Raw genomic sequence first — 23,023 nt, 5'->3', positions numbered from 1 at the left:
TCGAGGTTTCGAGAGGATCGCCCATGTCCGCAGTCACGATGCCCGCCGCGTCGGCGCCCGACACGCTCACCGTCCCGCTGGACCCGCTAGAAGCGACGGCACGGGCAGCCCCGGCCATCATCCGCTACCTTAGCGAGGGGGACTTCGTCACCCGGCGCTATGTCAGCCAGGGCGCGGAGATCAACACCGGGACGTATACCGACCACGCCGTGGTGGTCCGCGACGGCATGCCGATCCGCGACCACTTCGCGCTGGACACGCATGGGTTCATGCTGGGTCGCCACCACTCGGCAATTGCCGACTTCACCGATCGCTCCGCGGTGGATGGAGGCTATCTGGCCGAGGTGGAGGCGCTCGTCGCGCAGCTCTCGGGTGCGGATCGGGTCGCCGCGCAAGGGTGGATGATCCGTACCTCCGCCGACCTGTCGCAGCGCGCGCAGGAGAAGGTCGCCAATTACCAGCACAACGGCGGCATCCAGCCCCCCGCCGGCGAAGCGCATGTCGACTACAACCGCCCCACCGCGCGCCGGGCGGCAGCCCGCATCCACGCCCAGCGCTTTGGGGACCACGCGGGCTACAGCCGCGCCATCTGTTTTTCGCTATGGCGCACCTTCTCGCCGGGGCCGCAGGACTGGCCGCTGGCGGTCTGCGACGGGCGCAGCGTGGGCGAGGCGGAGACGGCATCCAACACGCTGTTCGTGGTCGACGAATTCCCGGAAGGCGAGGCGCTGACTGCACCCGTCGAGGGCGAGGCGGACATGATTGCCGCCACGATCTTCCGGTACCGGCCCGACCATCGCTGGTGGTATTTTGCTAACATGACGGCGCAAGACGTGCTGCTGTTCAAGTTCAACGACAGCGACGAGAGCGTGACCTGGCGCTGCCCGCATACCGCGTTTCACGACACCAGCCTGCCGGATACCAGGACGCGCCACTCGATCGAGGTGCGCTGCATCGCCTTCTTCGACTGACCCGCAGCTTGCCAGGATGGCGTGACGGGCCAAACGGGCGCTTGAGCCTGCCGCCGGGATCGGCAATGGAGGCTGACACCTGTTGATCCGAGGGCCTTGATGATCGATCCCAAGCATTTCCGCACCGTGCTCGGTGCCTATCCGACCGGCGTCTGCGTCATTACCTCGGTCGATGCCGCAGGCCTGCGCACCGGGCTGGTGATCGGCTCGTTCACGTCGATCTCGCTCGATCCGCCGCTCGTCGGCTTCTTCCCCGACAAGCGGTCGAGCTCGTGGCCGCGCATCGCCGAGACCGGCCGCTTCTGCGTCAACGTGCTCGGTGCCGACCAACTCGACCTGTGTCGCCGCTTCGCCTCGCGCGCCGATGACAAGTTCGCCGAACTGGCCCATGGACACAGCCCGGCCGGGCTGCCGCTGCTCGACGATGCCTTGGCGTGGATCGATTGCCGGATCGAACGTGTCGAGGACATCGGCGATCACTGGCTGGTCGTCGGCGCGGTCGAAGCGCTCGACGCGCGGGCCGAAGGTACGCCGCTGCTGTTCTTCCGCGGCCAGTACCACGACGCGGTCGAGATCGCACAAGGCGTCTGACCTGCACAATTGCCTAAATCGTGCGGGTTTGACTTTGGTCAAAGCATGTCGCCCGGCCTGGGGATAGAACCGTAATTGCCGAAGGGGACAGACCGCTCCAACCCGGAAGGTCGGTTCGTTTCGTGTGATTTCTCCCCAACTCGGGCGGCTTGCTTTGCTGGCCGCCCCCCTTTTTTGTGGGAGGCCCCGTCATACTTTAGGCTGATCCCGGTACGTCACCGCGTTGTCTTGGCAACGACTTGGTGATAATTCATGCACCTATGTCCACTTGCGAAACATGCGTCGTCCGCAACCGCGCCATCTGCGCCGGCCTTGATGATCGGGAACTCACCGCGCTCAACGCGATCGGCCGCCGACGCAGCGTCTCGGCCGGCGAACCGCTGATCTGGGAAGACGACGATTCGCTGCTCGTCGCCAACGTGATCGACGGCGTGCTCAAGCTCACCACCAGCACCGAGGACGGTCGCGAGCAGATCGTCGGCGTGGCCTATCCGTCCGACTTCATCGGGCGCCCCTTCGGCCAGACCAGCAAGGCCAGCGTCGTCGCCCTGACCGATGCGCGGGTCTGCGTGTTCTCGCGCAACGATTTCGACCGCTTCGCCCGCACTCATCCTGAGCTGGAGCACAAGCTGCTCGAGCGCACGCTGGCCGAGCTCGACCGTACGCGCTCGTGGATGATGCTGCTGGGGCGCAAGACCGCGCCCGAGAAGATCGCGACCTTCCTGCTCGAAATGTCCGAGAGACTGGCGGAGCAGGGCTGCAAGCCGCTCACGCAAGGGCCGGCCAAGCACTTCACGCTGCCGTTCTCGCGTCAGCAGGTCGCCGACGTGCTCGGCCTCACGATCGAGACCGTCAGCCGCCAGTTCACCAAGCTCAAGGCCGAGGGCGTGATCGACCTGCCGGCGCGGCGCGATGTCGCGATCCTCGATCGCACGGCGCTGGTCGCCATCGCCGGCTGAGGGTCAGCCGGCGCGCTTCTGGCCGCGCTTCTGGCGCTGCCGGACGAGGCGAACATAGGTATCGGCCACGGCCTGGTTGATCTTGTCCCAGCCGAATTCCTGCGCCCGCGTTTCGCCCGCCTTGCCATGGGCCGCGCGCAGATCAGCGTTCTCGACATAGGCCCGAAGCGCCTCGGCAAACTGGTGGACCGCGCCGGGCGTGATCAGCCGGCCCGAGACGTGGTCATCCACCAAGCTCTGGCTGCCGGTCGCCGCCGATGCCACGACGGGCAGGCCGCAGGCCATGGCCTCGAGCGTGACGTTGCCGAACGTCTCGGTGACCGAGGGGAAGAACAGCACGTCCATGCTGGCCACGCCCTTGCCAAGGTCGGGCCCGGACAGGAACCCGGCGAAGACCGCGTCGGGCAGGCGGTTCTCGAGCCACTCGCGCGCCGGACCTTCGCCCACCACAAGGACCCGGAAGCGCGATCCCTTGCGCTTGAGTTCGTCGATCGCGTCGGAAAAGACATCGAGACCCTTTTCCATGACGAGACGGCTGAAGATGCCCAACACCACCTCGTCGTCACCGATGCCGAGGCTGCGGCGCCATTCCATGCTGCGCCGCTCGGGGGTGAAGATTTCGCGGTCGACCCCGCGCGACCAGATGCCGATGTCGTAGTTCATGCGCTGCTCGCGCAGCACCTGTGCCATCGATTCGGATGGTGCCACCAGCGCGTCGCAACGCCGGTAGAAACGGCGCAGCACCGCCACCATCGCGGGCTCGAGCCAGGCCATGTTGTAATAGCGCAAATAGGTCTCGAAGCGCGTGTGGACCGAGGCCAGCACGGGAATGCGGCGGCGCCGGGCCCAGGAGACCGCGCGGTGCGAGGCCGGATCGGGCGACGAAACATGCACGACATCGGGCGCAAAGGCCTTGAGATCGCGGCGCACCTGCGGCGACAACGCCAGCGGCACGCGGTATTCGCCGCGGCCGGGAACCGCGAGTGCGGGCAGGCCGATGAGCGTGCCGGTCGGCTCGAACGCCGGGCGGGCGACCTTGGGCGAATAGACGCGGACCTGTGCCCCCTGGCGCAGCAGGTAATCGACCAGGCGGTTGAGCGCCTGGTTGGCGCCGTCGCGAACGTAATTGTAGTTGCCGCTGAACAGCGCGATCCGCAGCCCGTCGAGGCGGAGTTGCGGCGCACCGTCCTGCGGGTGCTGCAGGGGCGAATTGTTCATGGCCCGGGCCATAGCGAGCGCGCCGGCCAAAGGCGAGAGCCGACGGAGGGGTCGCGCAAACGCATCGGGGCACGCAAGTCGCCTGGACTTGCGTGCCCCGATCGAGCTGCCCGAAGGGTTCGGGGCTTCGGCTTACCAGCCGCGACGGTAGTGGTAGTAGCCGGGGGCCGGGCGGTAGCCGCGGTAGACGTCACGATAGACGTAGCCGCGCGGATAGACCGGCTGGGCGTAATAGCCGTCATACGACGGGTAATAACCCGGCGTTTCGTAATAATAGGTCGGCGGGGGCGGCGGCGGAGCGACGTAGTCGCGTTCCACCACATACCCGCGCGGACGGTCCGAGGCGATGGCAGCGCCGACCGCAAGACCGAGGATGCCCGCACCGACGGCGACAGCGGCACCATTGCCGCGTCCACCACGATACCAGCCATGCGCCTCGGCGGGCGCAGCAGCAGCGAGGGCAGTGGCGCCGAGGGCGCCGGCCAGCATAACCTTGTTCAACAGCTTCATGGCTCGTCTCCAAACCCGCCCACTTGTCCCGAGTTCTCATCCTCGCGGCGGATCCATTGGGGAAACCTTATGCAACACGCTCTGAACGGTGGATGAAACCTTCGTTCAGGCAGCAGGGGCGGGCAGGATTTGCGACGAATGGAGTTGATACAGGGAATTTCCGGTGTGGCTGCCTCCCGTCGATGGGGAGGAACCGAAAAGATCCTCCCTGCCGCAGGCGGGGAGCGGGACCGCCGCGAAGCGGCGGTGGAGGGGCCTTCCGACCTGACATACAAAAAAGGGCGCCCCCGCGAGGGAGCGCCCTTCTGTCCGATCGCCCGCAAAGGGCGCTGCGATCAGGCCATTTCCTTCTTGCGGCTGGCCTTCTTGCGTTCGTTCGGATCGAGGATCGCCTTGCGCAGACGTACGGTCTGCGGGGTCACTTCGACCATTTCATCGTCGTCGATGTAGGCGATGGCCTGTTCCAGCGTCATGATCCGCGGCGGGGTCAGGCGGATCGCGTCGTCCTTGCCCGTCGAGCGGAAGTTGGTCAGCTGCTTCGACTTCATCGGGTTGACTTCGAGGTCGTCGGGCTTGGCGTTCTCGCCGATGATCATGCCCTCATAGACCTTGTCCTGCGGGCGCACGAACAGCACGCCGCGGTCCTCGAGGCTGTTGAGTGCATAGGCCACGGCCTCGCCGGTCGCGTTCGAGATCAGCACGCCGTTCTGGCGGCCCTCGATCGGACCCTTGTGGGCGGCATACTTCTCGAACAGGCGGTTCATGATGCCGGTGCCACGCGTGTCCGACAGGAACTCGCCATGGTAGCCGATCAGGCCGCGCGACGGGGCCGAGAAGGTGATGCGCGTCTTGCCGGCGCCCGAGGGACGCATGTCGGTCAGCTCGGCCTTGCGGCGCTGCATCTTCTCGACGACCGTGCCCGAGAATTCGTCGTCCACGTCGATCACGACGGTTTCGTACGGCTCGGTGCGGCCACCCTTCTCGTCGGTGCCGAACAACACCCGCGGACGGCTGATGCCGAGCTCGAAGCCTTCGCGGCGCATCGTCTCGATCAGCACCCCGAGCTGAAGTTCGCCGCGGCCGGCAACTTCGAAGCTGTCCTTGTCGGCGCTTTCGGTGACGCGGATGGCGACGTTGGTTTCCGCTTCGCGCAGCAGGCGGTCGCGGATCATGCGGCTCGTCACCTTGTCGCCTTCGCGGCCGGCAAACGGGCTGTCGTTGACGGCAAAGCGCATCGCCAGCGTCGGCGGGTCGATCGGCTGCGCCTCGATCGGCACGGTCACCGAAGGATCGGCGACGGTGTTGGCGACGGTTGCCTTTTCGAGACCGGCCAGCGCGATGATGTCACCGGCGCGGGCTTCCTCGACGGGCACGCGCTCGAGGCCACGGAACGAGAGGATCTTCGAGGCGCGGCCGACTTCGAGCACCTTGCCGTCGCGGTCGAGCGCGTGGATCGGCTGGTTGATCTTGATCGTGCCCGACTGGACACGGCCGGTCAGCACGCGGCCCATGAAGTTGTCGCGGTCGAGCAGCGTCGCGAGGAAGCTGAACGGACCGTCGACGTCGAGCGACGGCGCCGGAACATGCGCGACGATCTTCTCGAACAGCGGCTCGAGCGTGCCTTCGCGCACGGTCTCGTCGGTGCCCGAGTAGCCGTTGCGGCCCGAGGCGTAGAGCACGGGGAATTCGAGCTGCTCGTCATTGGCGTCGAGGCTGACGAAGAGGTCGAAAACTTCGTCGAGCACTTCCTGCGGGCGGCCGTCGGGACGGTCGATCTTGTTAACCACGACGATCGGCTTGAGGCCGAGCGCCAGCGCCTTGCCGGTGACGAACTTGGTCTGCGGCATCGCGCCTTCCGAGCTGTCGACCAGCAGGATCACGCCGTCGACCATCGAGAGGATGCGTTCCACCTCGGCGCCGAAGTCGGCGTGGCCCGGGGTGTCGACAATATTGATTCGCGTGGTCTCGCCAGTGGCCGGGCTCGTCCATTCGACCGAGGTGCACTTGGCCAGAATGGTGATCCCGCGTTCCTTTTCGAGGTCGTTGGAATCCATCGCACGCTCTTCGACGCGCTGGTTGTCACGGAACGTGCCGGACTGGCGGAAAAGCTGGTCGACGAGCGTGGTCTTGCCGTGGTCGACGTGGGCGATGATCGCGATGTTGCGCAAGGGCAGAGGCATGAAAAGCTTTCTCGAAAAAACCGGGATTCAGCTGGGCGGCAGCCACGTTTGGGGAAAATCCCGTTTTCCCGGTCGGACCGCTCTTGGCCGCGCGCTTACTCGACATTGTGTGTTGCCACAAGTCCGGTGCGAAAATCGCATCTGGCCGCGCTATTTGTTGCCCGTGCACCACAGTGCGGCAAAAATACCCAGTCGTTGGTCGGGTCGCGTCCACTCTTGGCCGTATTACCAATTGTGCACGGCACCAATCACGCTACCTGATGATGCAACGACGATGCTTTTGCCGGACCATCGCCACCACGAGTTTCGCGAACCGCGCACCATGGGTGCAGGTCGCGCCGCAGGCCTGACCCGGACTGCCGGCGCATGACTTCAAGGGGGCCTTCCAGGCCCCCTTTTTCTTGTCCGGCTTTTGCTTGTCTTGCGCCCGGCTTTCTGGCTCTCTGTTTCAACTGAGGTAACAGGAGGGCTGCCGATGAACTGGATGTTGTTGCCATACCGCCGATATTTCGAGATCGCCGGACGCTCGCGCCGCATGGAATTCTGGATGTTCACGCTGTTCGGCATGCTGGTCAACGCCGCCATCACCGTGATGTTCGGGCGGACGGCCTATACCGCCATGGGATGGTACGCCGGGGTATCGACCCAGCTCAATACGACCGGTGATATCGTGTCGGGCCTGTTCGGACTCTTCAGCCTGGTTCCCAGTGTCACCGTCGCGGTGCGGCGCCTGCACGACATCGACCGCTCGGGCTGGTGGCTGCTGCTGATCTTCCTGCCGATCATCGGCTGGTTCACGTTGCTGGTGTTCTACTGCCTCGACGGCACGCGCGGCTCCAATCGCTTCGGATCTGACCCCAAGAACCCGGCGGACGTCGACGTCTTCGCCTGACAATAGATCCGGTGCGCGGGGACAGCCTCGCGCACCGGCCTGTTACTGTCACAATTCGCGCAGCGCCTGTGCCGGCCGGGTGCGGAGCACGCCGAGCGATCCGCCCAGGGCCATGGCGAGCACCACTGCCAGCCCGCCGCCCAGCACCGCCAGGATCGTGCCCCAGCCGGGCAACCAGGCGAATTCGAACAACTGCGTCACCACCGCCCAGGCGCCTGCGGTGCCCAGCGCCAGCGCGACGCCTGCCAGCAGGCCTGCAAGCCACAGCTGTTCCAGCAGCACCAGCGCCAGCAACTGCCCCGTGCCGGCGCCGAGCACGCGCAGCACCACCGCATCGTACTGGCGCCGTTCGCGCGCGGCGGCGATGGCGCCGGCGAGCACAGCAAGCCCTGCGAGGATTGCGACGCTGGCCGCGGCGAAGATCGCGATGGCCATCTGCCCCAGGATCGCCCGCGCCTGCGACAGCACCGGGCCGACCTCGATCACCGAGCTCGACGGCATGGCGCGCACCAGGCCTGACAGGATCTGCCGCGCCACGCCTTCGGTCTTTTCGCCCTTGCCCAGCTCGATCGTCGCAGCAAGGTTGTATGGCGCGCCGTCCAGCGCCTGGGGGCTGAACACCAGCACGTAGTTGAAGCCGTAGCTGTCCCAGTCGATCCGCCGGAACGAGGCAACGCTCGCGCTGCGCTCCACCCCCAGCAATGAGACGTTCAGCCGATCCCCCAGCTTCAGGCCGATGGCCTTGGCCAATTGCTCGTCGACCGAGACCAGCGGCTCCCCGGCATAGTCGGCACGCCACCAGCGGCCGGCAGTGACGACGTTGCCCTCGGGCACGGCGGCCGAGAAGGTCAGGCCGCGGTCCCCGCGCAGCGCCCAAGCGTCGTCGGGGATCTTGACCAGGTCGGCCACGCGGATCATGTGCGTCGACGGGCCGAACGCGACGATCGCGCCGCGCATCGCCGGCACGCTGCGGATGCGTGCCTGCGGGGCCGCGCCATGGACCACCCGCTCGAACGCGGGCAGCGCGGCGGGTGGGACGTCGAGCACGAAATAGTCGGGCGCGCGATCGGGCACGCGCGCGGCGATATTGGCATCGAGGCTGGTCTCGATCCCGGCGAGCAGCACGAAAGCGGAGAGGCCGAAGCCCAGCGCCGTCACCAGCGCGCCGGTCTGCGCACCGGGACGGTGCAGGTTGCCCAGCGCCATGCGCGCGATCGGGCTGCGCGGGCGTGGCAGGCGGGCGGCGACCCACACCAGTGCGCGGCCGAGTCCAGCCAGCAGCAGCATGACCGCGCCCGCAGCACCCAGGAATTCTGCCGCCAGCAGCGGCTGCTGCGCCGTGGCGATGGCGATCCCGGCAATCGCGGCCAGGCCCGCAGCCATGACCAGGACCCGCAGGCGCCAGCCTTCGCGCGGTACGACGAGCCCGGCGCGCATCAGCGCCATCGCCGGAACGCTGCGTGCACGCAGCAGCGGCGGCGCGGCAAAGGTGAGGGCGATGAGCAGGCCCTGCAGTGCCGCGATTGCCAGCGCAGCTGGCGCCAGTGCGAGCCCTTGCTTCACCGGCAACAGCCCGTCGAGGGCCATCGCGACGAGCGGGGTGGCGGCGACGCCCAGCATCAACCCGATAGCGATGGCCAGCACGGCCGCGACCGCGAGTTGCAAGAGGAACACCCGCGCGACGTCGCCGCCCGTGGCGCCGAGGATCTTGAGCGTGGCGATCGAGCCGCGCCGTGCCTCGAGGTACGACGACACGCCATTGCCGATGCCGATCCCCGCGATCAGCAACGCGGCGAGCGCGACCAGCCCCAGGAACTGGCCCATGCGCGACACGAAGCGATCGAGGCCGGGCGAGGCCTTGTCGCGCGTGCGCAGTTCCAGTCCAGCTTCGGGGAAGGCGCGCTTGAGGCCGTCAGCCACGGCCTGTGGCTGCGCGGCCTGCGGCAGGCGCAGGCGATATTTCCAGCGCACCATCGCGCCGGGCTGGACGAGGCCGGTGGTCTCGAGGCCGGCGGTGCCGATGATGACCGTCGGCCCCAGCGCGAAGCCTTCGCCGAGGCGGTCGGGCTCGTCGGCGATCACGCCGCCGATCCGGAACGTGGCATTGCCGATGTGCAGGCGCCCACCCGGCGCGACGCCCAGCCGCTCGGCCACACCCGAGGCGATCCAGGCGGTGTCGGCCGGCGGCGCACCGGCGCGGCGGCCATCGGCGAGGGTGAACGTGCCGTAAAGCGGCCAGGCCCCGTCGACTGCCTTGAGTTCGACCGGCACCGCGCGACCGTCACCGCCGGGCACTACGGCCATGGCGCGCAAGCGGGCCCCGGTCGACAGCGTGCCGGCGCGCCGGAACGCAGCCAATTCGGCGGCGAAGGCCTGCCGCGTGGCCAACTCTACCTCGACATCGCCGCCCAGCATCGCCTGGCCGCGCTGGCCCAGCTCGTCGCCGACCGCATGCGTGAGCGTGCCGATCGCGGCAAGCGCGGCGGTGCCGAGCACAAGGCACACCACCAGGAGACGCAGGCCCCGGAATTTCCAGTCCAGCCCCCGGCGCGCCAGCCGCCAGGCGCCGCGCCAGCCCAGCGAGCTTGCCCCTCGCTCGCTCATCGCCGCTCGTCCGAGGCGATCCGGCCATCCGCCAGCCGCAACACGCGGCCACAGCGCAGTGCCAGCGCCTCGTCGTGCGTCACCATCAGGAGCGTGGCCCCGGCCTCGGCGGCGCGGGTGAAGAGCAGGTCGGCGACGGCGGCGCCGGTCGCGGCGTCGAGGTTGCCGGTCGGCTCGTCGGCGAACAGCAGCGAAGGGCGCGGCGCGAGCGCGCGGGCGATCGCCACGCGCTGCTGCTCTCCGCCCGAAAGCTGGCCGGGGTAGTGATCGAGGCGATGGCCAAGGCCGACCGCGGCCAGTTCCGTCTCCGCGCGCGGCAGGGCGCCAGCCATGCCGGCCAGTTCCATCGGCGTCGCGACGTTCTCGCGCGCGGTCATCGTCGGCAGCAGGTGGAAGGCCTGGAGCACGATGCCGATCCGCCCGCGCCGCGCGGTGGCAAGACCGTTCTCGTCGAGCGCGGCGAAATCCTCACCCGCCACCGACAGCGATCCCCCGCTCGCGCGCTCGAGGCCGGCGAGCACGGCGAGCAGCGACGACTTGCCCGAGCCGGATGGCCCCAGCAGCGCAAGGGTCTCGCCGGGCATGACATCGAGGTCGATGCCCTTGAGGATGTCGACGCGGGCAGTGCCGTCGCCAAGGGAGAGGGTGAGCGAGCGGGCGCGGATCAGCGGGGAGGGGGCGTTCACGCCATGACGGGTGGCACAGCCATGCCTGGGCTTGCAACTGCCCATTCCACCAACGACATGAGGGCTCGACCACCCTTTGGGGAGCCTTCATGCGCACTCTTGCCCTTTTGCCGCTGTTGTTCGTCATGGCCTGTTCGGCCGAGAAGGCGCCCGCGCCGCTCGAAACCCGGTCCTCGGCGGCAACTGGCGCGCAGGCGCCGGTGCCGGCCGACGCACCGGTGATCCTCGCGTTCGGCGACAGCCTCTATGCCGGCTACCAGCTCGATCCGGGACAGGGCTATCCCGCCCGGCTCGAGGCCGCGCTGAACGCGGCCGGGGTCAAGGCGCGGGTGGTCAATGCCGGCGTCTCGGGCGACACGACGGCTGCCGCCCGCCAGCGTCTGGCTTTCACGCTCGACAACCAGCCGGCGAAGCCCGCGCTGGTCATGGTCGGGCTCGGCGGCAACGATATGCTGCGCGGCCTGCCGCCCGAAGAGACGCGCGCCAACCTCGATGCGATCCTTGCCGAATTGAAGCGGCGCGGCATTCCCGCCATGCTGACCGGCATGTTAGCCGCGCCCAACCTCGGCGCCGACTACGGCCGGGCATTCAACCCGATCTGGCCGACGCTCGCCAAGAAGTACGATGCGGCGCTGGTCCCGTTCTTCCTTGCACCGATCCTGGGCCAGCCGGGCCTGCAGTTGCCCGACCATATCCACCCCACTGCCAAGGGCGTGGACACAATCGTCGCGGCGACCGAGCCGGCCGTGGCGCAGGCGCTGGCCAAGGCGCTGCGGTAGGTTTCGTCGGGTCTTCGCCCGGGGTGACGAGACGGCGCGACGGGCAGGCTAGTCCGCCCTGATCGCCACCCCGTCAGCCACGTTCCACAGCGCAGCCTGGCCGGCGATCTCGGCGAAGGGGGCTGCTTCCGTGCCGGTCATCCACACTTGCGCGCCCGATGCTTCCAGCCGCTCGTACAGCGCGGCGCGGCGCAGCGGGTCGAGGTGCGCGGCGATCTCGTCGAGCAGCAGCAGGCGGGGGCGTTCGCCGGCGGTGAGCTGGGCATGGGCGAGGACGATGGCGATGAGCATGGCCTTCTGCTCGCCGGTCGAGCATTCGGCGGCCGGCGCGTCCTTGGCCGCGAGGTGGACGGCGAGGTCGTCGCGGTGCGGGCCGACCAGCGTGCGCCCGGCGGCGCGGTCGCGGCGGCGGCTGTCGCGCAAGCCACGCCGCAGCGCGTCTTCGTCGGGCGGCGTATCGCCGGCATAGGCCAGCGAGGGCCGCGCGAAGGGCTGTTCGGGCAGCGTGGCCAGCACGGCGGTCAGGTCCTCCACCAGCATGCGCCGTGCGGCGGCAATGGCGGCGCCGGTTTCGGCCAGTTGTACCTCTAGCGCATCGAGCCAGGTCGGGTCCGGCTCGCGCAGGTCGGCCAGCAGGCGGTTGCGTTCGCGGAGCGCGGTTTCGTAACGGGTGCTGGTGCGCGCGTGGTCGGGCCGGCGCGCCAGCACCAGGCGGTCGAGGAACCGTCGCCGGCCGCCAGCGCTTTCGGCGAAGATCCGGTCCATCGCCGGAGTCAGCCAGGTGAGCGAGAGCCATTCGGCCAGCCGCGTGGCGGGACCGTCGGCGCCGTTGATCCGCACAAGCCGGCGGCCGGGCGCCTGCGGCTGGGTCTGCGTCGCCAGCACCAGCGCGCCGTCTTCCATCTCCGCCGCCACGGCAAAGCTGCCGTCACCGCTGCGGGCGGCCAACTCGGCGGGCTGGGCACGGCGCAGGCCGCGCCCCGGCGCCAGCAGCGAGATCGCCTCGAGCACGTTGGTCTTGCCCGCGCCGTTCTCGCCGACCAGCACGTTGAACTGCGCCATGCCGTCGAGCCGCGTCGCCGCATGGTTGCGAAAATCGCGTAAGGTGAGGCGGGTCAGGGCCATGGCGGGGCGTTAGGGCAAAGGCGGCGGATTGGCGAGGGGATGACCTGCCGAGCCGCGCCGCCACGCGCGACGATCAGCGCAGCTTGGCGATCGTCAGGCCGTCGACCTTGGCGCGGTCCTTCACCGACTCCTCGGTGCGGGTAAGCGCCTTGGCAATGGCCTTGAGGCCCATGCCCTTCTTGGCCAGCGTGTGCAGCTTCTGGAGTTCCGCCGCATTCCACGGTTGCCGGTGTCGTTCGAATTTTTCAGCCATGGATGGCGCATAGGCGCCGCCGGCGCTGCAAGCCACCGATTTGAGCGCAATGGTCAGGGCTGCAGGTCGAAGCGCGCCGCCACTTCCGCGCGCAGGCCTGCCACGAGGTCCGGCTCGGCGCGCAGGCGTGGCTCTTCCTCGTCGAGGATCGCCTGGAACGCGTCGCGCTTGAACGCGGCAACGAGCGTGGAATCGAGCGGGGTATCGAGGGCCGAGCACACGATGTCGATCAGCCGTTCGGCGCCGTTCAGGCGGCCCCACAGATAGTCGTTCTCGCGCCAGGCGCGGCTGAAGAAGGCGCCGAAATAGGTGAAGGCGATGCCCTTGAGACAGGAGCGCGTGCCGCCGGTGCGGATCGCGGTGGCATCCTCGGGCGAGATGCGGTCGACCTTGACGGGATCGAATTCGCCCAGCCCGTCGCCCTGGAACAGCGGCAGCGTGGCAACATCGTAGAACGGGAAGCCGAGATAGGCGTGGAGGAAGCGGCGCCGCAGCGGTTTGTCCATCGCGGCGAGCGCATGGACGAACATCGCGTCGACCTCGTCGTCCAGCCGCGCCAGATCGCGCCGTGCGGCGATCGCCGCCAGCACTGCGCCGGGGTCTTCCCGCAGCACCGCGGCACTCGCGGCAAAGCCGGGGCCGAGGCCCGACAACGTGCCGCGCGCCTGGTACAGCGCCTGTGCGCGATAGACCACGTCGCGTGCCGCCTCGCGCGCCGCGGGCGCGATGTCGCTGGCTTCTTCCCAGTCGGTGGTCAGCCGCCGGGCGAGGAGCTTGAGCCGGCGGATGCGAAAACCGAGGTCGTGGGTGCGGAAGAACGCGATCGCGGCCGCGCTTGCCCCGCCGCTCGGCGCGCCGACGGTGTCGAGGCCCTGTGCATGGAGATGGCGCCACAGCACCTCTTCCGCCATGCTCGCCTCCTCGCCGGGAAGCGCGCTGGCGATAAGCGCGGCGAGGTCCTCGACGATGCCCGCCAGCTTGACCTGCGCATAGCCATGAAACGCGAAACCCGCCCCTTGGGCCGCGGCCTGCTGCGCGCGGGCGCGCCACGCGATGAGCCGCCGGGTCGTTGGCGAATCGAAGAACCAGGTGTGACCAAACAACCGGGCCACGGTCTCCTCGATCTCGCCCTCGAGCGCATCGACGATGGCGCGCAGCCGCAGGCGCTGGCGCGACTGGCGCTCGAGCGCCTCGAGATTGTCGCGGATCGGCTGCTCGCGCGGGATGGTCGACAGCGCGCCGAAGATCGCCGACAGGAACCCGACCGGGGCGGCGGGGCCCGATGCCTGAGCCGTATCGTCCGGCGCATGGGGGGCAGGATCGAGATAGAGAAACCGGCGATCGACCTCGCGGCGCGAGGGGCGGTTGGTCAGTGCCGCCATGGCCGGCGCGAAAGGGCGATTGACCAGCACGGCGCCATCGACCAGCGCTGCCGCCGCCACCGTGCCGCGCCGCCAGCGCTGCGGCATGATGCGCTCAAGGAATGTGGCGCGCCCCGGCCAGGCCTCTCCGCGTTCGTGTACCAACAGGTCGATCTCGGCTACGGTCAGCGGCGGGAAGGCGCCCGGAAAGCTCGCAGTCGCACGGGCGGCCATGACCAGCTCGGGCAGGGGCGCCAATGATTCGCCGGTATGGCTGCGCGTCTCGGCACCGAAGGCGATGGCGAGGCGATGTTCGTTTTCCTCGACCAGCGGCGGGTTGTGCAGGCGCAACGGCTCGGGGTGGCCGGTGAAATCGGTCGCCGTGACCATCAGATCGACCGGGTGGCCAGGGGGCAGCAGTGGCGGGCCGTTGCCGCTCCGTGCCATGGCGTCCAGCGCCTCGGCCAGCAGCCGCGAAAAGCCGATGCCGCTGAACGGCGGGGCGAACCAGCGCGCGCGGATGAGGCGCGAGACCTTGGCCCGCACTTCGCCGCGCGTCTCGCGCCCGACGCCCGCCATCAGCCGGCTACCCTTGGTGCGGGGCAGCGGCCAGCGCAGCACCGCCCAGACCAGCGGCTGCGCCCAGAACTTGGCGAAGCGGCCCCAGGGCCGGGCATCGGGATCGAGCAGCACGTCGCTGTCGGCGCGCGCCAGCCACAGCCGGGTCAACGGGTCGAGGCTCTGGCCCGTGGTCAGGGCCTGGGCAAGGAACACCGCATTGATCCCGCCTGCGCTGGCGCCCGACAGGATGTCGATCAGCACGCGCAGCCGCAGGCCGCGCTCTCTGGCGATCGTCTCGAGCAGACCGAGCCAGACGGCCTCGATCGGGGATGCGCTATCCGCGGCCGGCGCGGGCGCGGCATCGGCATGGAACGCCCGGCTGGCGCGCGCGAGGTGCCACAATTCCTTGGTCACGCCATGCATGTAGACCGCGAGGCTGATGCCGCCGGTGGAAACCAGAGCCAGTCGCAGTTCTTTGTGCCGCATGCTGCGCAGCATGACAGGCTTTGCCCGCCCTCGCCAGTGGCACGGCGCTTCCCCTCGGATGGCTAACCTGTAAAGGGGATCGACAATCCCCCGCCAGGGCTGTCAGATTCACCGACAATTTACCCGTCCAGCCTTATCGCTGCGATCGAAGGCCCGCATGGGGCCGTGCAGGAACCGTGTGGTGCGATGATCCGACTGTTCAAACACTACATCCCCAACGCAGTCTTCCTGCTGGGCATGATCGACTTCTGGCTGCTCATCATCGCGGGCGAACTGGGCTGGGTGGTCCGCGCGCACCAGATCGGGATGGACGTGGGGCAGGTCGATGGCCGTCTCGCGGCGCTGCTGATCTATGCTGTGCTGGTGCAGACGGCGATGGTCTCGGTCGGGGTCTATGGCTCCGACGCGCTGCGCTCGATGCGCTATGCGACGGCGCGGCTGATGGTGGCGGTAAGCCTCGGCATCATCGCTTTGTCGGTGGTCTACTTCCTGCTGCCGGGGCGCACGCTGTGGCGCTCCAATCTATTCTACGCGATGGTTTTCACGCTCGTGCTGCTCGTGGGGGCGCGCGTGATCCTCGGCGGTTTCCTTGGCACGGCGGCGTTTCGCCGGCGGGTGCTGGTGCTTGGCGCCGGGCATCGTGCCAACCGGCTGCGCAACCTGGGCGAGCGGCCCGAGGCCGGCTTCGTCATCGTCGGCTACGTGGCGATGAGCGGCCAGCCGCCGCTGATCGAGGAAGCGATCAGCCGCGATGCGCTGCCCAACCTCACGCGGTTCGTCGAGAACCTCGGCGTCACCGAAGTCGTGCTCGCGCTGGAGGAGCGGCGCAATGCGCTGCCGCTGAAAGACCTGCTGCGGATCAAGACCACCGGCGTTCACGTCAACGATTTCTCGACCTTCGTCGAGCGCGAGACCGGGCGCATTGACCTCGACACCGTAAACCCCAGCTGGCTGATCTTTTCCGACGGTTTCTCGTCGGGGCGGATGATCAGCGGCGCGGTCAAGCGCGCGTTCGACATCGTGGCCAGCCTGCTGCTGCTGACGCTGACCCTGCCGTTGATCGTGGTCTTCGCGATCCTGGTGAAAGTCGACAGCCGCGGGCCGGCGTTCTTCCGCCAGCGCCGCGTCGGGCTCTATGGCGAGGCCTTCGATGTCATCAAGCTGCGCTCGATGCGCATCGATGCCGAGGCCGCCGGCGCGCAATGGGCAACGCAGAACGATCCGCGCGTCACCCGCGTCGGCCGCATCATCCGCAAGCTGCGCATCGACGAACTGCCGCAGACCTGGACGGTGCTGAAAGGCGCGATGAGCTTCGTCGGCCCGCGCCCCGAGCGGCCCGAGTTCGTCTCGGACCTCGAGCAGCACCTGCCCTATTACGCCGAGCGGCACATGGTGAAACCGGGCATCACCGGCTGGGCGCAGATCAACTACCCCTATGGCGCCTCGATCGAGGATGCGCGGCATAAGCTCGAATACGATCTCTACTACGCCAAGAACTACTCGCCCTTCCTCGACCTGCTGATCCTGCTGCAGACGCTGCGCGTGGTCATCTGGCACGAAGGCGCGCGTTGATCGCGCCATGACGCAAGCCGGCGTCGTCTGGACCTGGGTGGGGCACACGGCCTTTGGACTGGCGGCCTTTGCCGCCGTGGTCCTGGCGATGTGGCTGATCGAGCGCTGGCGCCGACATCGCCCGACCAGCCGCGCGGTGATCGTCGCCGTCCTCGCCAGCGCCGTATGGGCCCTGCTCGAGGCCGCGCTCGGCGCCCCCGCGGTGCCGACACAACTGGCCGATGTGGTGCGCAACCTTGCCTGGCTGGCGGTGGTCCATGCCCTCTTCGCGCGCGACGGCCGACACGAGAGCGTTCGCCCGGTGCGCCCGGTGTTGGTCGTCCTTGCCCTGGTCGAGGCTTTGCAGGTGGTGCTGCTCGTACTGGTCCTGCGCAGCGAGGGCATGATGGCGGTGCAGGCCGTGGTTTTTCGCATTGCGGTGCTGCAGCGGCTGCTGGTGATCGCCGGCGCACTGGTGCTGGTCCACAACCTCTATGCCGGGGCGATCGCGGGGCATCGCACGCTCATCTGGTGGACCTGCGGCGCTCTCGCGCTGCTGTGGGGCTACGACCTCAATTTCTTTACCATCGCCTACATCGTGCAGGGCTGGCCGGTCGAACTCGTGGCGATGCGCGGCGTCGTTGCGCTGTTCGCGCTGGCTCTCGTCGCCACCGGCGCGCTCCGGGCGGAGACGGGTGCGCGCTTTTCCCCGTCGCGCACGGTCGCGTTCCAGTCGCTGTCGCTGCTGGTGATCGGCGGGTACATGCTGGCGATGGTCGGCCTCGCCAAGTCGATCGCCTGGCTCGGCGGCAGCGTCAGCGTGGTCGTCCAGCTGGGATTCGCCCTGGCGACGACCATGCTGGTGCTCGCGCTGATGCCGTCGGCCCGGCTGCGGCGGTGGCTCAACGTGATGCTCGCGAAGCATTTCTTCCAGCATCGGTATGACTATCGCGCCGAATGGCTGCGCTTCACCCGCACCATCGGCCGCAGCGGGGAGGGTGAGTTGCCGCTCCATACCCGCGTCGTCCAGGCCGTGGCGGATATCACCGACAGTGCACGCGGTGCCCTGCTGGTGCCGGGGGACACAGGCGAACTCGTCCTGGCTGCACGCTGGCAATGGCCGACGCTGGATGTGCCGGCGGGCGGCATCCCGGCGGCGAGCGCGGCCTTTCTCGAACGGCAGGGCTTCATCGTCGACCTCGACGAACTGCGCGCCGGTGTCGATCACGAGGGCGAGCTGCTGGCGACGCCGCCGTGGCTGGTCGCCGATGAAACCATATGGGCGCTGGTTCCGCTGCTGCACTTCGACCGGCTGGTCGGGCTGGTCGTGCTCGGCCGCCCGCCCGTGGCGCGCAAGCTCGATTGGGAAGACTTCGATCTGCTGCGCGTCGTCGGGCAGACGCTGGCCAGCTACATCGCCGAGGCCAGTGGCCAGCAGGCGCTGATGGACGCGACGCGCTTCGACGAGTTCAATCGCCGCATCGCCTTCGTCATGCACGACATCAAGAACCTCGCCAGCCAGCTTAGCCTGCTCGCGCGCAATGCCGAGCGGCACGCTGACAACCCGGCCTTCCGCCAGGACATGCTGCTGACGCTGGGCAACGCTGCTGACAAGCTCAACGCCCTGCTGTCGCGCCTCTCGCGCTACGGTACCGGTCATGGCGACAAGTCGGGCGACGCGGCGGCCCCGCTCGATGCGCGCGGCGTGGTCGAGGGCCTCGCGGCGCGCTGGCCGAGCGTGGCCGGCAGGGCGCACGTCACGGTGGATGCCGGCCACGCGCCATGCCCCGTGCGCGCGCCGCGCGAGGCGCTCGAGCAAGTGCTCACGCACCTCGTGCAGAATGCGGTCGATGCCAGCCCGGCCGATGCCGTGGTGCGGCTGGCGGTGTCCGCAGAGGCGGGCGAGGGGCGCATCACCGTCAGCGACACCGGCAGCGGCATGTCGGCCGAATTTGTGCGCAATGCCCTGTTCCGACCCTTCGTCTCGACCAAGCCCGGCGGCTTCGGCATCGGCGCCTTCGAGGCGCGCGAACTGGTCAAGGCGATGCGCGGCCGGCTCGAGGTCGAGAGCCGCGAAGGCGCGGGCACGCGCTTTGCCATCCGCCTCCCGCTCGCCGGCAGCGAGGCTGCCATGACTAACGATCCCGCGCCCGGCGCCCTCATGAACACGCGACAGAAAGTGGCCTGATGACCGAACCCCGCCCTGCGGCCCTACCTCGTCTTGCGGCCCTGCCCAAGCTGCTCATCATCGAGGATGATCCTGGCCTTCAGGCGCAGCTCAAGTGGGCGTTCGAGGATTTCGAGGTGTTCATCGCCGGCGATCGCGCCAGCGCGCTTACCCTGCTACGCGCGGAGGAGCCGGCGGTGGTGACGCTCGACCTCGGCCTGCCGCCCGATCCCGACGGCGTGGACGAGGGTTTCGCCGTCCTCGATGCGATCATGACGCTCAAGCCCGATACCAAGGTCATCGTCGCCTCTGGGCACGGCGCGCGCGAATCCGCGCTGCGGGCAGTGGCGCAGGGGGCTTACGACTTCTATCCCAAGCCGGTCGACATCGACGCCCTCGGCCTGATCGTGCGCCGCGCGCTGCACTTGCACCGGATCGAGGCGGAGAACCGGGCGCTGGCCGCGCGCGCGCCGGCCGACAACCGCGTGCTGGGCGGGATGATCACCGCAGCACCCGAAATGGTGAAGGTGGCGCGCACGATCGAGCGCGTCGCCAACACCAGCGTTTCCGTCATGTTGCTGGGCGCCAGCGGCACCGGCAAGGAACTGCTCGCACGCGGATTGCACGAAGCCTCGCCGCGCGCCCGCGGGGCGTTCGTGGCGATCAATTGCGCGGCCATCCCGGAAAACCTGCTGGAAAGCGAGCTGTTCGGCCACGAAAAGGGCGCGTTCACCGGCGCGGTCAAGACGACCGAGGGCAAGATCGAGCAGGCCGACGGCGGCACGCTGTTCCTCGACGAAGTGGGCGACATCCCGCTGCAATTGCAGGTCAAGTTGCTGCGCTTCCTGCAGGAGCGCACGATCGAGCGGATCGGCGGCCGCCGCGCCATCGCGGTCGATACGCGCATCGTCTGCGCCACGCACCAGAACCTCGAGGCGATGATCGCCGACGGCCGCTTTCGCGAGGACTTGTGGTATCGCCTCGCCGAGATCGTCATCCGCATTCCCGGCCTCGCCGAGCGACCGGGCGATGCGACGCTGCTGGCCAAGGCATTCCTCGGCCGCTTCGCCGCGCAGATGAACCCGGCGGTCAAGGGCTTCACCGCCGATGCGCTGGCGGCGATCGATCGCTGGACCTGGCCGGGCAACGTGCGCGAGCTGGAAAACCGGGTGAAGCGTGCGGTCATCATGGCCGACGACCGGCTCGTCGCGGCCGCCGACCTCGACCTGCCGGGCAGCGCGGCGGAGGCGGAAGACAATCTTCTCAACCTCAAGGCTGCGCGCGAGGCGGCCGATCGCAAGGCCATCCGCCACGCGCTGGCGCGCAGCGAAGGCAATATCTCGAACACGGCGCGCCTGCTGGGGATCAGCCGGCCGACGCTGTACGATCTGCTCAAGCAGTACGACCTGCATGGCTGAACGCCGCCGCCGCTTTACGTTCGCCGTGCTGGCGTTGCTGGCAGGGGCCATGCCGGCGCTCGCCGACGCGCCCGCGCTCGATGCCGTGCGCGGCAAAGCGCGGGCGGCCCTGGCGCGGCGCGATCCGATCAGTGCCGAAGTCGCCTTGCGCAGCGCCTTGCGGCAGGGCGCGCCCGCCGATGCCCTGCGCGCGGACCTTGGCGCCGCGCTGCTCGCCCGCGGCGCGCGCGGCGAGGCACATGCTGTGCTCGATGACGGCGGGTTCACGCCCGACAGCGCCGCGCTCGGCTGGCGCATGCGTGGCGAACTCGCGTTGGCTGACGGCCGTCTCGGCGATGCCGGAAAGGCTTTTGACCAAGCGCTGCGCCAGACGCCCGACGATGCCGAGCTGTGGGTCGCGATCGCGCGGCTGCGCTTTACCGGCGGGGAACAGGCGCAGGCGGTCGTGGCTGCGCATCGTGCGGTCGCGCTGGCACCGCGCAACCCGCGCGCGCTGGCGCTGCGCGGTGCCCTGGTGCGCGAGCAGTTCGGCCTGCGCGCGGCGCTGCCGTGGTTCGAGGCGGCTCTGCGTATCCATCCGGGCGATCCCGACCTACTGGTGGAATATGCCGCCACGCTGGGCGACATCGGCGCCAATCGCGCGACGCTGGTCGTCGTGCGCAAGCTGGTCGAGGTCGATCCCGGCAACATCCGTGCGCGCTATCTGCAGGCGGTGATCGCGGCGCGCGCGGGCAAGGACGACCTCGCGCGCGCGATCCTCCAGCGCACCGGCAGCGCCCTGCGCGACATGCCTGCGGCCATGCTGCTGTCGGGCGTGCTCGAATTTCGCGCCGGCAACATCCACGCCGCCAGCGGCCTGTTCGACCGGCTGGTGCGGCTGCAGCCCGACAACCTTCAGGCCCAGCAATTGCTGGCGCGCGCCCTGGCGCGCGAAGGGGATCGGCGGCAGGTGGCGTGGCGGTGGGACAGCGTCGCCCGCCAACCGTTTGCGCCACCTTACCTGCAAGTCACGGTCGCGCGGGCATGGCAAACGCTCGGCCAGCCCGAGCGCGCGCGCAGCCTGCTGACGGCATCCGCGCTTCGCACGCGACCCGGCGCTATGCAGCCGATCGCGACGATCCCACCCGATCTGCCGCTGCCCGTGCTGGCGCAACGCTACCGCGACGCGCCCAACTCTGCGGCGACCGCGGTGCCTTATGTGCGCGGCCTGCTGCTGGCCAACCAGCCGGGCGAGGCGCGGGGCGTGGCCGATCGTCTGCGCGCGGCCAATCCCGGCGCGAGCGAGGCCTGGCTCCTTGCGGGTGATGCGGCGATGATGGCGGGCGATCCGCGCGCGGCGCTCGGACAGTACCAGCGCGGCGCGGCGATCCGCTTCAACGAGCCGGTGCTGCGCCGGCTCGACGCCGCGCTCCGCGCCACGGGGCAGGGGGCGGCCGCCGATGCGATGACCGCGCGCTACCTGGCGCAGAACCCCGCCAGCCTTGTCGCGATGCGTCTGCTGGCCGCGTCATGGCGCCGCGCGGGCCGCGATGCCGAGGCCAGGGCGATCGCGCGTGCCCTGGCGGCGCGGGGCCAGGTGATCTGACTTGGCTCGACGCGCGTCAGGCGCGTTCGACCTGACCGCGTTCGAGCAGCCCGTGCTTTTTCAGGCAATGGCGCAACTGGTCGTAAGTGACGCCCAGCGCCTTGGCGGTCTGCCGCTGGTTGTAGCGATTGCGGCCGAGATGATGCTCGAGGATCGCGCGCTCGTGCGATTCGACCGCGGCGCGCAGATCCGCGATGGCATCGAAGGCCGCCGGGGAGGCCGCATGCTCCATCACGGTCGCGCACACGTCCCCGCCGCCAGACGTGTTGCCCGCTGGGGAGCCCGTATTTGACGGCGCCGGCTGCGAGGGTGATGCAGGCTTCCACGGGCTTTCGAACGGATTGAACTGGATGTGCGCGATCGGGCGGTCGGGATCGTCCCAGCGATAGACCGCGCGCTCCACCACGTTGCGCAACTCGCGCACATTGCCGGGCCAGGCATAGCGCTCGAGCTGTTCGGCGCAGTGTGCGCTCCAGCCCGGCCATGATGGCCATTGCAGCTCGGCGGCCATCCGCCTTCCGAAATAGTCGGCCAGGACCGGGATATCACCCTCGCGGACGCGCAAGGGGGGAAGGGTGATGACCTCGAAGCTCAGCCGGTCGAGCAGGTCGGCGCGGAAGCGGCCCTGTTCGGCCATGCGCGGCAGGTCCTCGTTCGTCGCCGCGACGATGCGCACGTCGACCCGGATCGGCTTGCTGGCGCCGATGCGCGTGACCTCGCCATATTCGACCGCGCGCAGCAGGCGTTCCTGCGCGCCCATCGACAGCGTGCCCAGCTCGTCGAGAAACAGCGTGCCCTTGTCCGCTTCCTCGAACCGCCCGGCACGCACGCGCGTCGCGCCGGTGAAGGCGCCGGCCTCGTGACCGAACAGTTCGGCCTCGATCAGCGTTTCGGGCAGTGCCGCGCAGTTCATCGTCACCAGCGGTTCCTGCCAGCGCGTCGACAGGCGATGCAGGCGTTCGGCGATCAACTCCTTGCCGGTGCCGCGCTCGCCGATCACCAGCACGGGGCGGCGCATCGGGGCGGCACGGCTGGCGCGTTCCACCGCGTCGAGAAAGGCGCCGGATTGGCCGATGAACTGGACGTCGCGTTCCATGCCCAAGACTTGGCATATTTTCCCAACCTT

At 69.0% G+C, this 23,023-nt stretch carries 18 protein-coding genes; 9 read left to right on the top strand and 9 right to left on the bottom strand.

All coding sequences use genetic code 11. The features are described from left to right. Positions 1-23: 23 nt before the first annotated feature. The 3 genes from V7Q48_RS09495 (at position 24) to V7Q48_RS09485 (ending at position 2,521) form a co-directional block, all read left to right on the top strand. A complete protein-coding gene (locus V7Q48_RS09495) occupies positions 24-971 on the top strand; it encodes a CmcJ/NvfI family oxidoreductase (RefSeq protein WP_333837779.1) in 948 nt (315 codons plus the stop codon). Between the two features lie 99 nt (positions 972-1,070). Then, on the top strand, positions 1,071-1,562 hold the full coding sequence (locus V7Q48_RS09490; RefSeq protein ID WP_333837778.1) for a flavin reductase family protein: 492 nt from the start codon (positions 1,071-1,073) through the stop codon (positions 1,560-1,562). A 260-nt stretch (positions 1,563-1,822) separates the two neighbouring features. Then, entirely contained in the window at positions 1,823-2,521 is a 699-nt protein-coding gene (locus V7Q48_RS09485; protein ID WP_333837777.1) for a Crp/Fnr family transcriptional regulator, read from the top strand. Positions 2,522-2,524: 3 nt separating this feature from the next. Here V7Q48_RS09485 and V7Q48_RS09480 read toward each other — a convergent pair whose 3' ends face one another. The 3 genes from V7Q48_RS09480 to typA all read right to left on the bottom strand — a co-directional run bounded on the left by V7Q48_RS09480 (position 2,525) and on the right by typA (position 6,429). Continuing rightward, entirely contained in the window at positions 2,525-3,739 is a 1,215-nt protein-coding gene (locus V7Q48_RS09480; protein WP_333837776.1) for a glycosyltransferase family 4 protein, read from the bottom strand. A gap of 132 nt (positions 3,740-3,871) precedes the next feature. Next, entirely contained in the window at positions 3,872-4,249 is a 378-nt protein-coding gene (locus V7Q48_RS09475) for a hypothetical protein (RefSeq protein ID WP_333837775.1), read from the bottom strand. A 335-nt stretch (positions 4,250-4,584) separates the two neighbouring features. Further along, the gene (gene typA, locus V7Q48_RS09470; protein ID WP_333837774.1) at positions 4,585-6,429 is read right to left on the bottom strand and encodes a translational GTPase TypA; all 1,845 of its coding nucleotides are present in this window, start codon (positions 6,427-6,429) and stop codon (positions 4,585-4,587) included. 475 nt (positions 6,430-6,904) lie between these two features. Between typA and V7Q48_RS09465 the strand changes: the two genes are divergently transcribed. After that, positions 6,905-7,321 carry a DUF805 domain-containing protein gene (locus V7Q48_RS09465; protein WP_333837773.1) on the top strand — a complete coding sequence of 139 codons (417 nt, stop codon included), beginning with the start codon at positions 6,905-6,907 and terminating at the stop codon, positions 7,319-7,321. Between the two features lie 48 nt (positions 7,322-7,369). Here V7Q48_RS09465 and V7Q48_RS09460 read toward each other — a convergent pair whose 3' ends face one another. Together V7Q48_RS09460 and V7Q48_RS09455 are read right to left on the bottom strand one after the other, a co-directional pair. Beyond that, on the bottom strand, positions 7,370-9,925 hold the full coding sequence (locus V7Q48_RS09460) for an ABC transporter permease (RefSeq protein WP_333837772.1): 2,556 nt from the start codon (positions 9,923-9,925) through the stop codon (positions 7,370-7,372). Beyond that, positions 9,922-10,656, bottom strand: coding sequence for an ABC transporter ATP-binding protein (locus V7Q48_RS09455; protein ID WP_442947116.1), 735 nt, complete (start codon positions 10,654-10,656; stop codon positions 9,922-9,924). The genes V7Q48_RS09460 and V7Q48_RS09455 overlap by 4 nt, the downstream gene beginning before the upstream one ends. 44 nt (positions 10,657-10,700) lie before the next feature. Here V7Q48_RS09455 and V7Q48_RS09450 point away from each other — a divergent pair, with 44 nt between their 5' ends. Continuing rightward, positions 10,701-11,390, top strand: coding sequence for an arylesterase (locus tag V7Q48_RS09450; protein WP_333837770.1), 690 nt, complete (start codon positions 10,701-10,703; stop codon positions 11,388-11,390). Between the two features lie 48 nt (positions 11,391-11,438). On the opposite strand, the gene recF is transcribed toward V7Q48_RS09450, so the two are convergent. The 3 genes from recF to V7Q48_RS09435 all read right to left on the bottom strand — a co-directional run bounded on the left by recF (position 11,439) and on the right by V7Q48_RS09435 (position 15,176). After that, positions 11,439-12,515: a DNA replication/repair protein RecF gene (gene recF / locus V7Q48_RS09445; protein ID WP_333837769.1), complete on the bottom strand. Its 1,077-nt coding sequence runs from the start codon at positions 12,513-12,515 to the stop codon at positions 11,439-11,441. 73 nt (positions 12,516-12,588) lie between these two features. Then, the gene (locus tag V7Q48_RS09440; RefSeq protein ID WP_333837768.1) at positions 12,589-12,768 is read right to left on the bottom strand and encodes a hypothetical protein; all 180 of its coding nucleotides are present in this window, start codon (positions 12,766-12,768) and stop codon (positions 12,589-12,591) included. Positions 12,769-12,821: 53 nt separating this feature from the next. Next, positions 12,822-15,176: a patatin-like protein gene (locus V7Q48_RS09435; protein WP_333837767.1), complete on the bottom strand. Its 2,355-nt coding sequence runs from the start codon at positions 15,174-15,176 to the stop codon at positions 12,822-12,824. Positions 15,177-15,362: 186 nt separating this feature from the next. On the opposite strand from V7Q48_RS09435, the gene V7Q48_RS09430 reads away from it, so the two are divergent. The 4 genes from V7Q48_RS09430 to V7Q48_RS09415 are packed head-to-tail and all read left to right on the top strand — an operon-like array spanning position 15,363 to position 21,897. Then, entirely contained in the window at positions 15,363-16,748 is a 1,386-nt protein-coding gene (locus V7Q48_RS09430) for a TIGR03013 family XrtA/PEP-CTERM system glycosyltransferase (protein ID WP_333837766.1), read from the top strand. Between the two features lie 7 nt (positions 16,749-16,755). Continuing rightward, positions 16,756-18,915: an XrtA/PEP-CTERM system histidine kinase PrsK gene (gene prsK, locus V7Q48_RS09425; protein WP_333837765.1), complete on the top strand. Its 2,160-nt coding sequence runs from the start codon at positions 16,756-16,758 to the stop codon at positions 18,913-18,915. Continuing rightward, entirely contained in the window at positions 18,915-20,312 is a 1,398-nt protein-coding gene (gene prsR / locus V7Q48_RS09420; RefSeq protein WP_333837764.1) for a PEP-CTERM-box response regulator transcription factor, read from the top strand. Before prsK ends, prsR begins: the two co-directional genes overlap by 1 nt. After that, positions 20,305-21,897: a tetratricopeptide repeat protein gene (locus V7Q48_RS09415; protein WP_333837763.1), complete on the top strand. Its 1,593-nt coding sequence runs from the start codon at positions 20,305-20,307 to the stop codon at positions 21,895-21,897. The genes prsR and V7Q48_RS09415 overlap by 8 nt, the downstream gene beginning before the upstream one ends. Positions 21,898-21,913: 16 nt before the next feature. Here V7Q48_RS09415 and pspF read toward each other — a convergent pair whose 3' ends face one another. After that, a complete protein-coding gene (gene pspF, locus V7Q48_RS09410; RefSeq protein WP_333837762.1) occupies positions 21,914-22,993 on the bottom strand; it encodes a phage shock protein operon transcriptional activator in 1,080 nt (359 codons plus the stop codon). Positions 22,994-23,023 lie beyond the last annotated feature (30 nt).

It is taken from the genome of Novosphingobium sp. (assembly GCF_036803765.1).
Taxonomy (GTDB): Bacteria; Pseudomonadota; Alphaproteobacteria; order Sphingomonadales; family Sphingomonadaceae; genus Novosphingobium.
The sequence above is the reverse complement of the archived record's forward strand: the minus strand, read 5'-3'. Positions and strand labels throughout refer to the sequence as shown.

Coding starts and splice junctions, on each gene's coding strand:
- V7Q48_RS09495 (WP_333837779.1), top strand. CDS start 24: ATGTCCGCAGTCACGATGCCCGCCGCGTCGGCGCCCGACACGCTCACC.
- V7Q48_RS09490 (WP_333837778.1), top strand. CDS start 1,071: ATGATCGATCCCAAGCATTTCCGCACCGTGCTCGGTGCCTATCCGACC.
- V7Q48_RS09485 (WP_333837777.1), top strand. CDS start 1,823: ATGTCCACTTGCGAAACATGCGTCGTCCGCAACCGCGCCATCTGCGCC.
- V7Q48_RS09480 (WP_333837776.1), bottom strand. CDS start 3,739: ATGAACAATTCGCCCCTGCAGCACCCGCAGGACGGTGCGCCGCAACTC.
- V7Q48_RS09475 (WP_333837775.1), bottom strand. CDS start 4,249: ATGAAGCTGTTGAACAAGGTTATGCTGGCCGGCGCCCTCGGCGCCACT.
- typA (WP_333837774.1), bottom strand. CDS start 6,429: ATGCCTCTGCCCTTGCGCAACATCGCGATCATCGCCCACGTCGACCAC.
- V7Q48_RS09465 (WP_333837773.1), top strand. CDS start 6,905: ATGAACTGGATGTTGTTGCCATACCGCCGATATTTCGAGATCGCCGGA.
- V7Q48_RS09460 (WP_333837772.1), bottom strand. CDS start 9,925: ATGAGCGAGCGAGGGGCAAGCTCGCTGGGCTGGCGCGGCGCCTGGCGG.
- V7Q48_RS09455 (WP_442947116.1), bottom strand. CDS start 10,656: ATGGGCAGTTGCAAGCCCAGGCATGGCTGTGCCACCCGTCATGGCGTG.
- V7Q48_RS09450 (WP_333837770.1), top strand. CDS start 10,701: ATGCGCACTCTTGCCCTTTTGCCGCTGTTGTTCGTCATGGCCTGTTCG.
- recF (WP_333837769.1), bottom strand. CDS start 12,515: ATGGCCCTGACCCGCCTCACCTTACGCGATTTTCGCAACCATGCGGCG.
- V7Q48_RS09440 (WP_333837768.1), bottom strand. CDS start 12,768: ATGGCTGAAAAATTCGAACGACACCGGCAACCGTGGAATGCGGCGGAA.
- V7Q48_RS09435 (WP_333837767.1), bottom strand. CDS start 15,176: ATGCGGCACAAAGAACTGCGACTGGCTCTGGTTTCCACCGGCGGCATC.
- V7Q48_RS09430 (WP_333837766.1), top strand. CDS start 15,363: ATGATCCGACTGTTCAAACACTACATCCCCAACGCAGTCTTCCTGCTG.
- prsK (WP_333837765.1), top strand. CDS start 16,756: ATGACGCAAGCCGGCGTCGTCTGGACCTGGGTGGGGCACACGGCCTTT.
- prsR (WP_333837764.1), top strand. CDS start 18,915: ATGACCGAACCCCGCCCTGCGGCCCTACCTCGTCTTGCGGCCCTGCCC.
- V7Q48_RS09415 (WP_333837763.1), top strand. CDS start 20,305: ATGGCTGAACGCCGCCGCCGCTTTACGTTCGCCGTGCTGGCGTTGCTG.
- pspF (WP_333837762.1), bottom strand. CDS start 22,993: ATGGAACGCGACGTCCAGTTCATCGGCCAATCCGGCGCCTTTCTCGAC.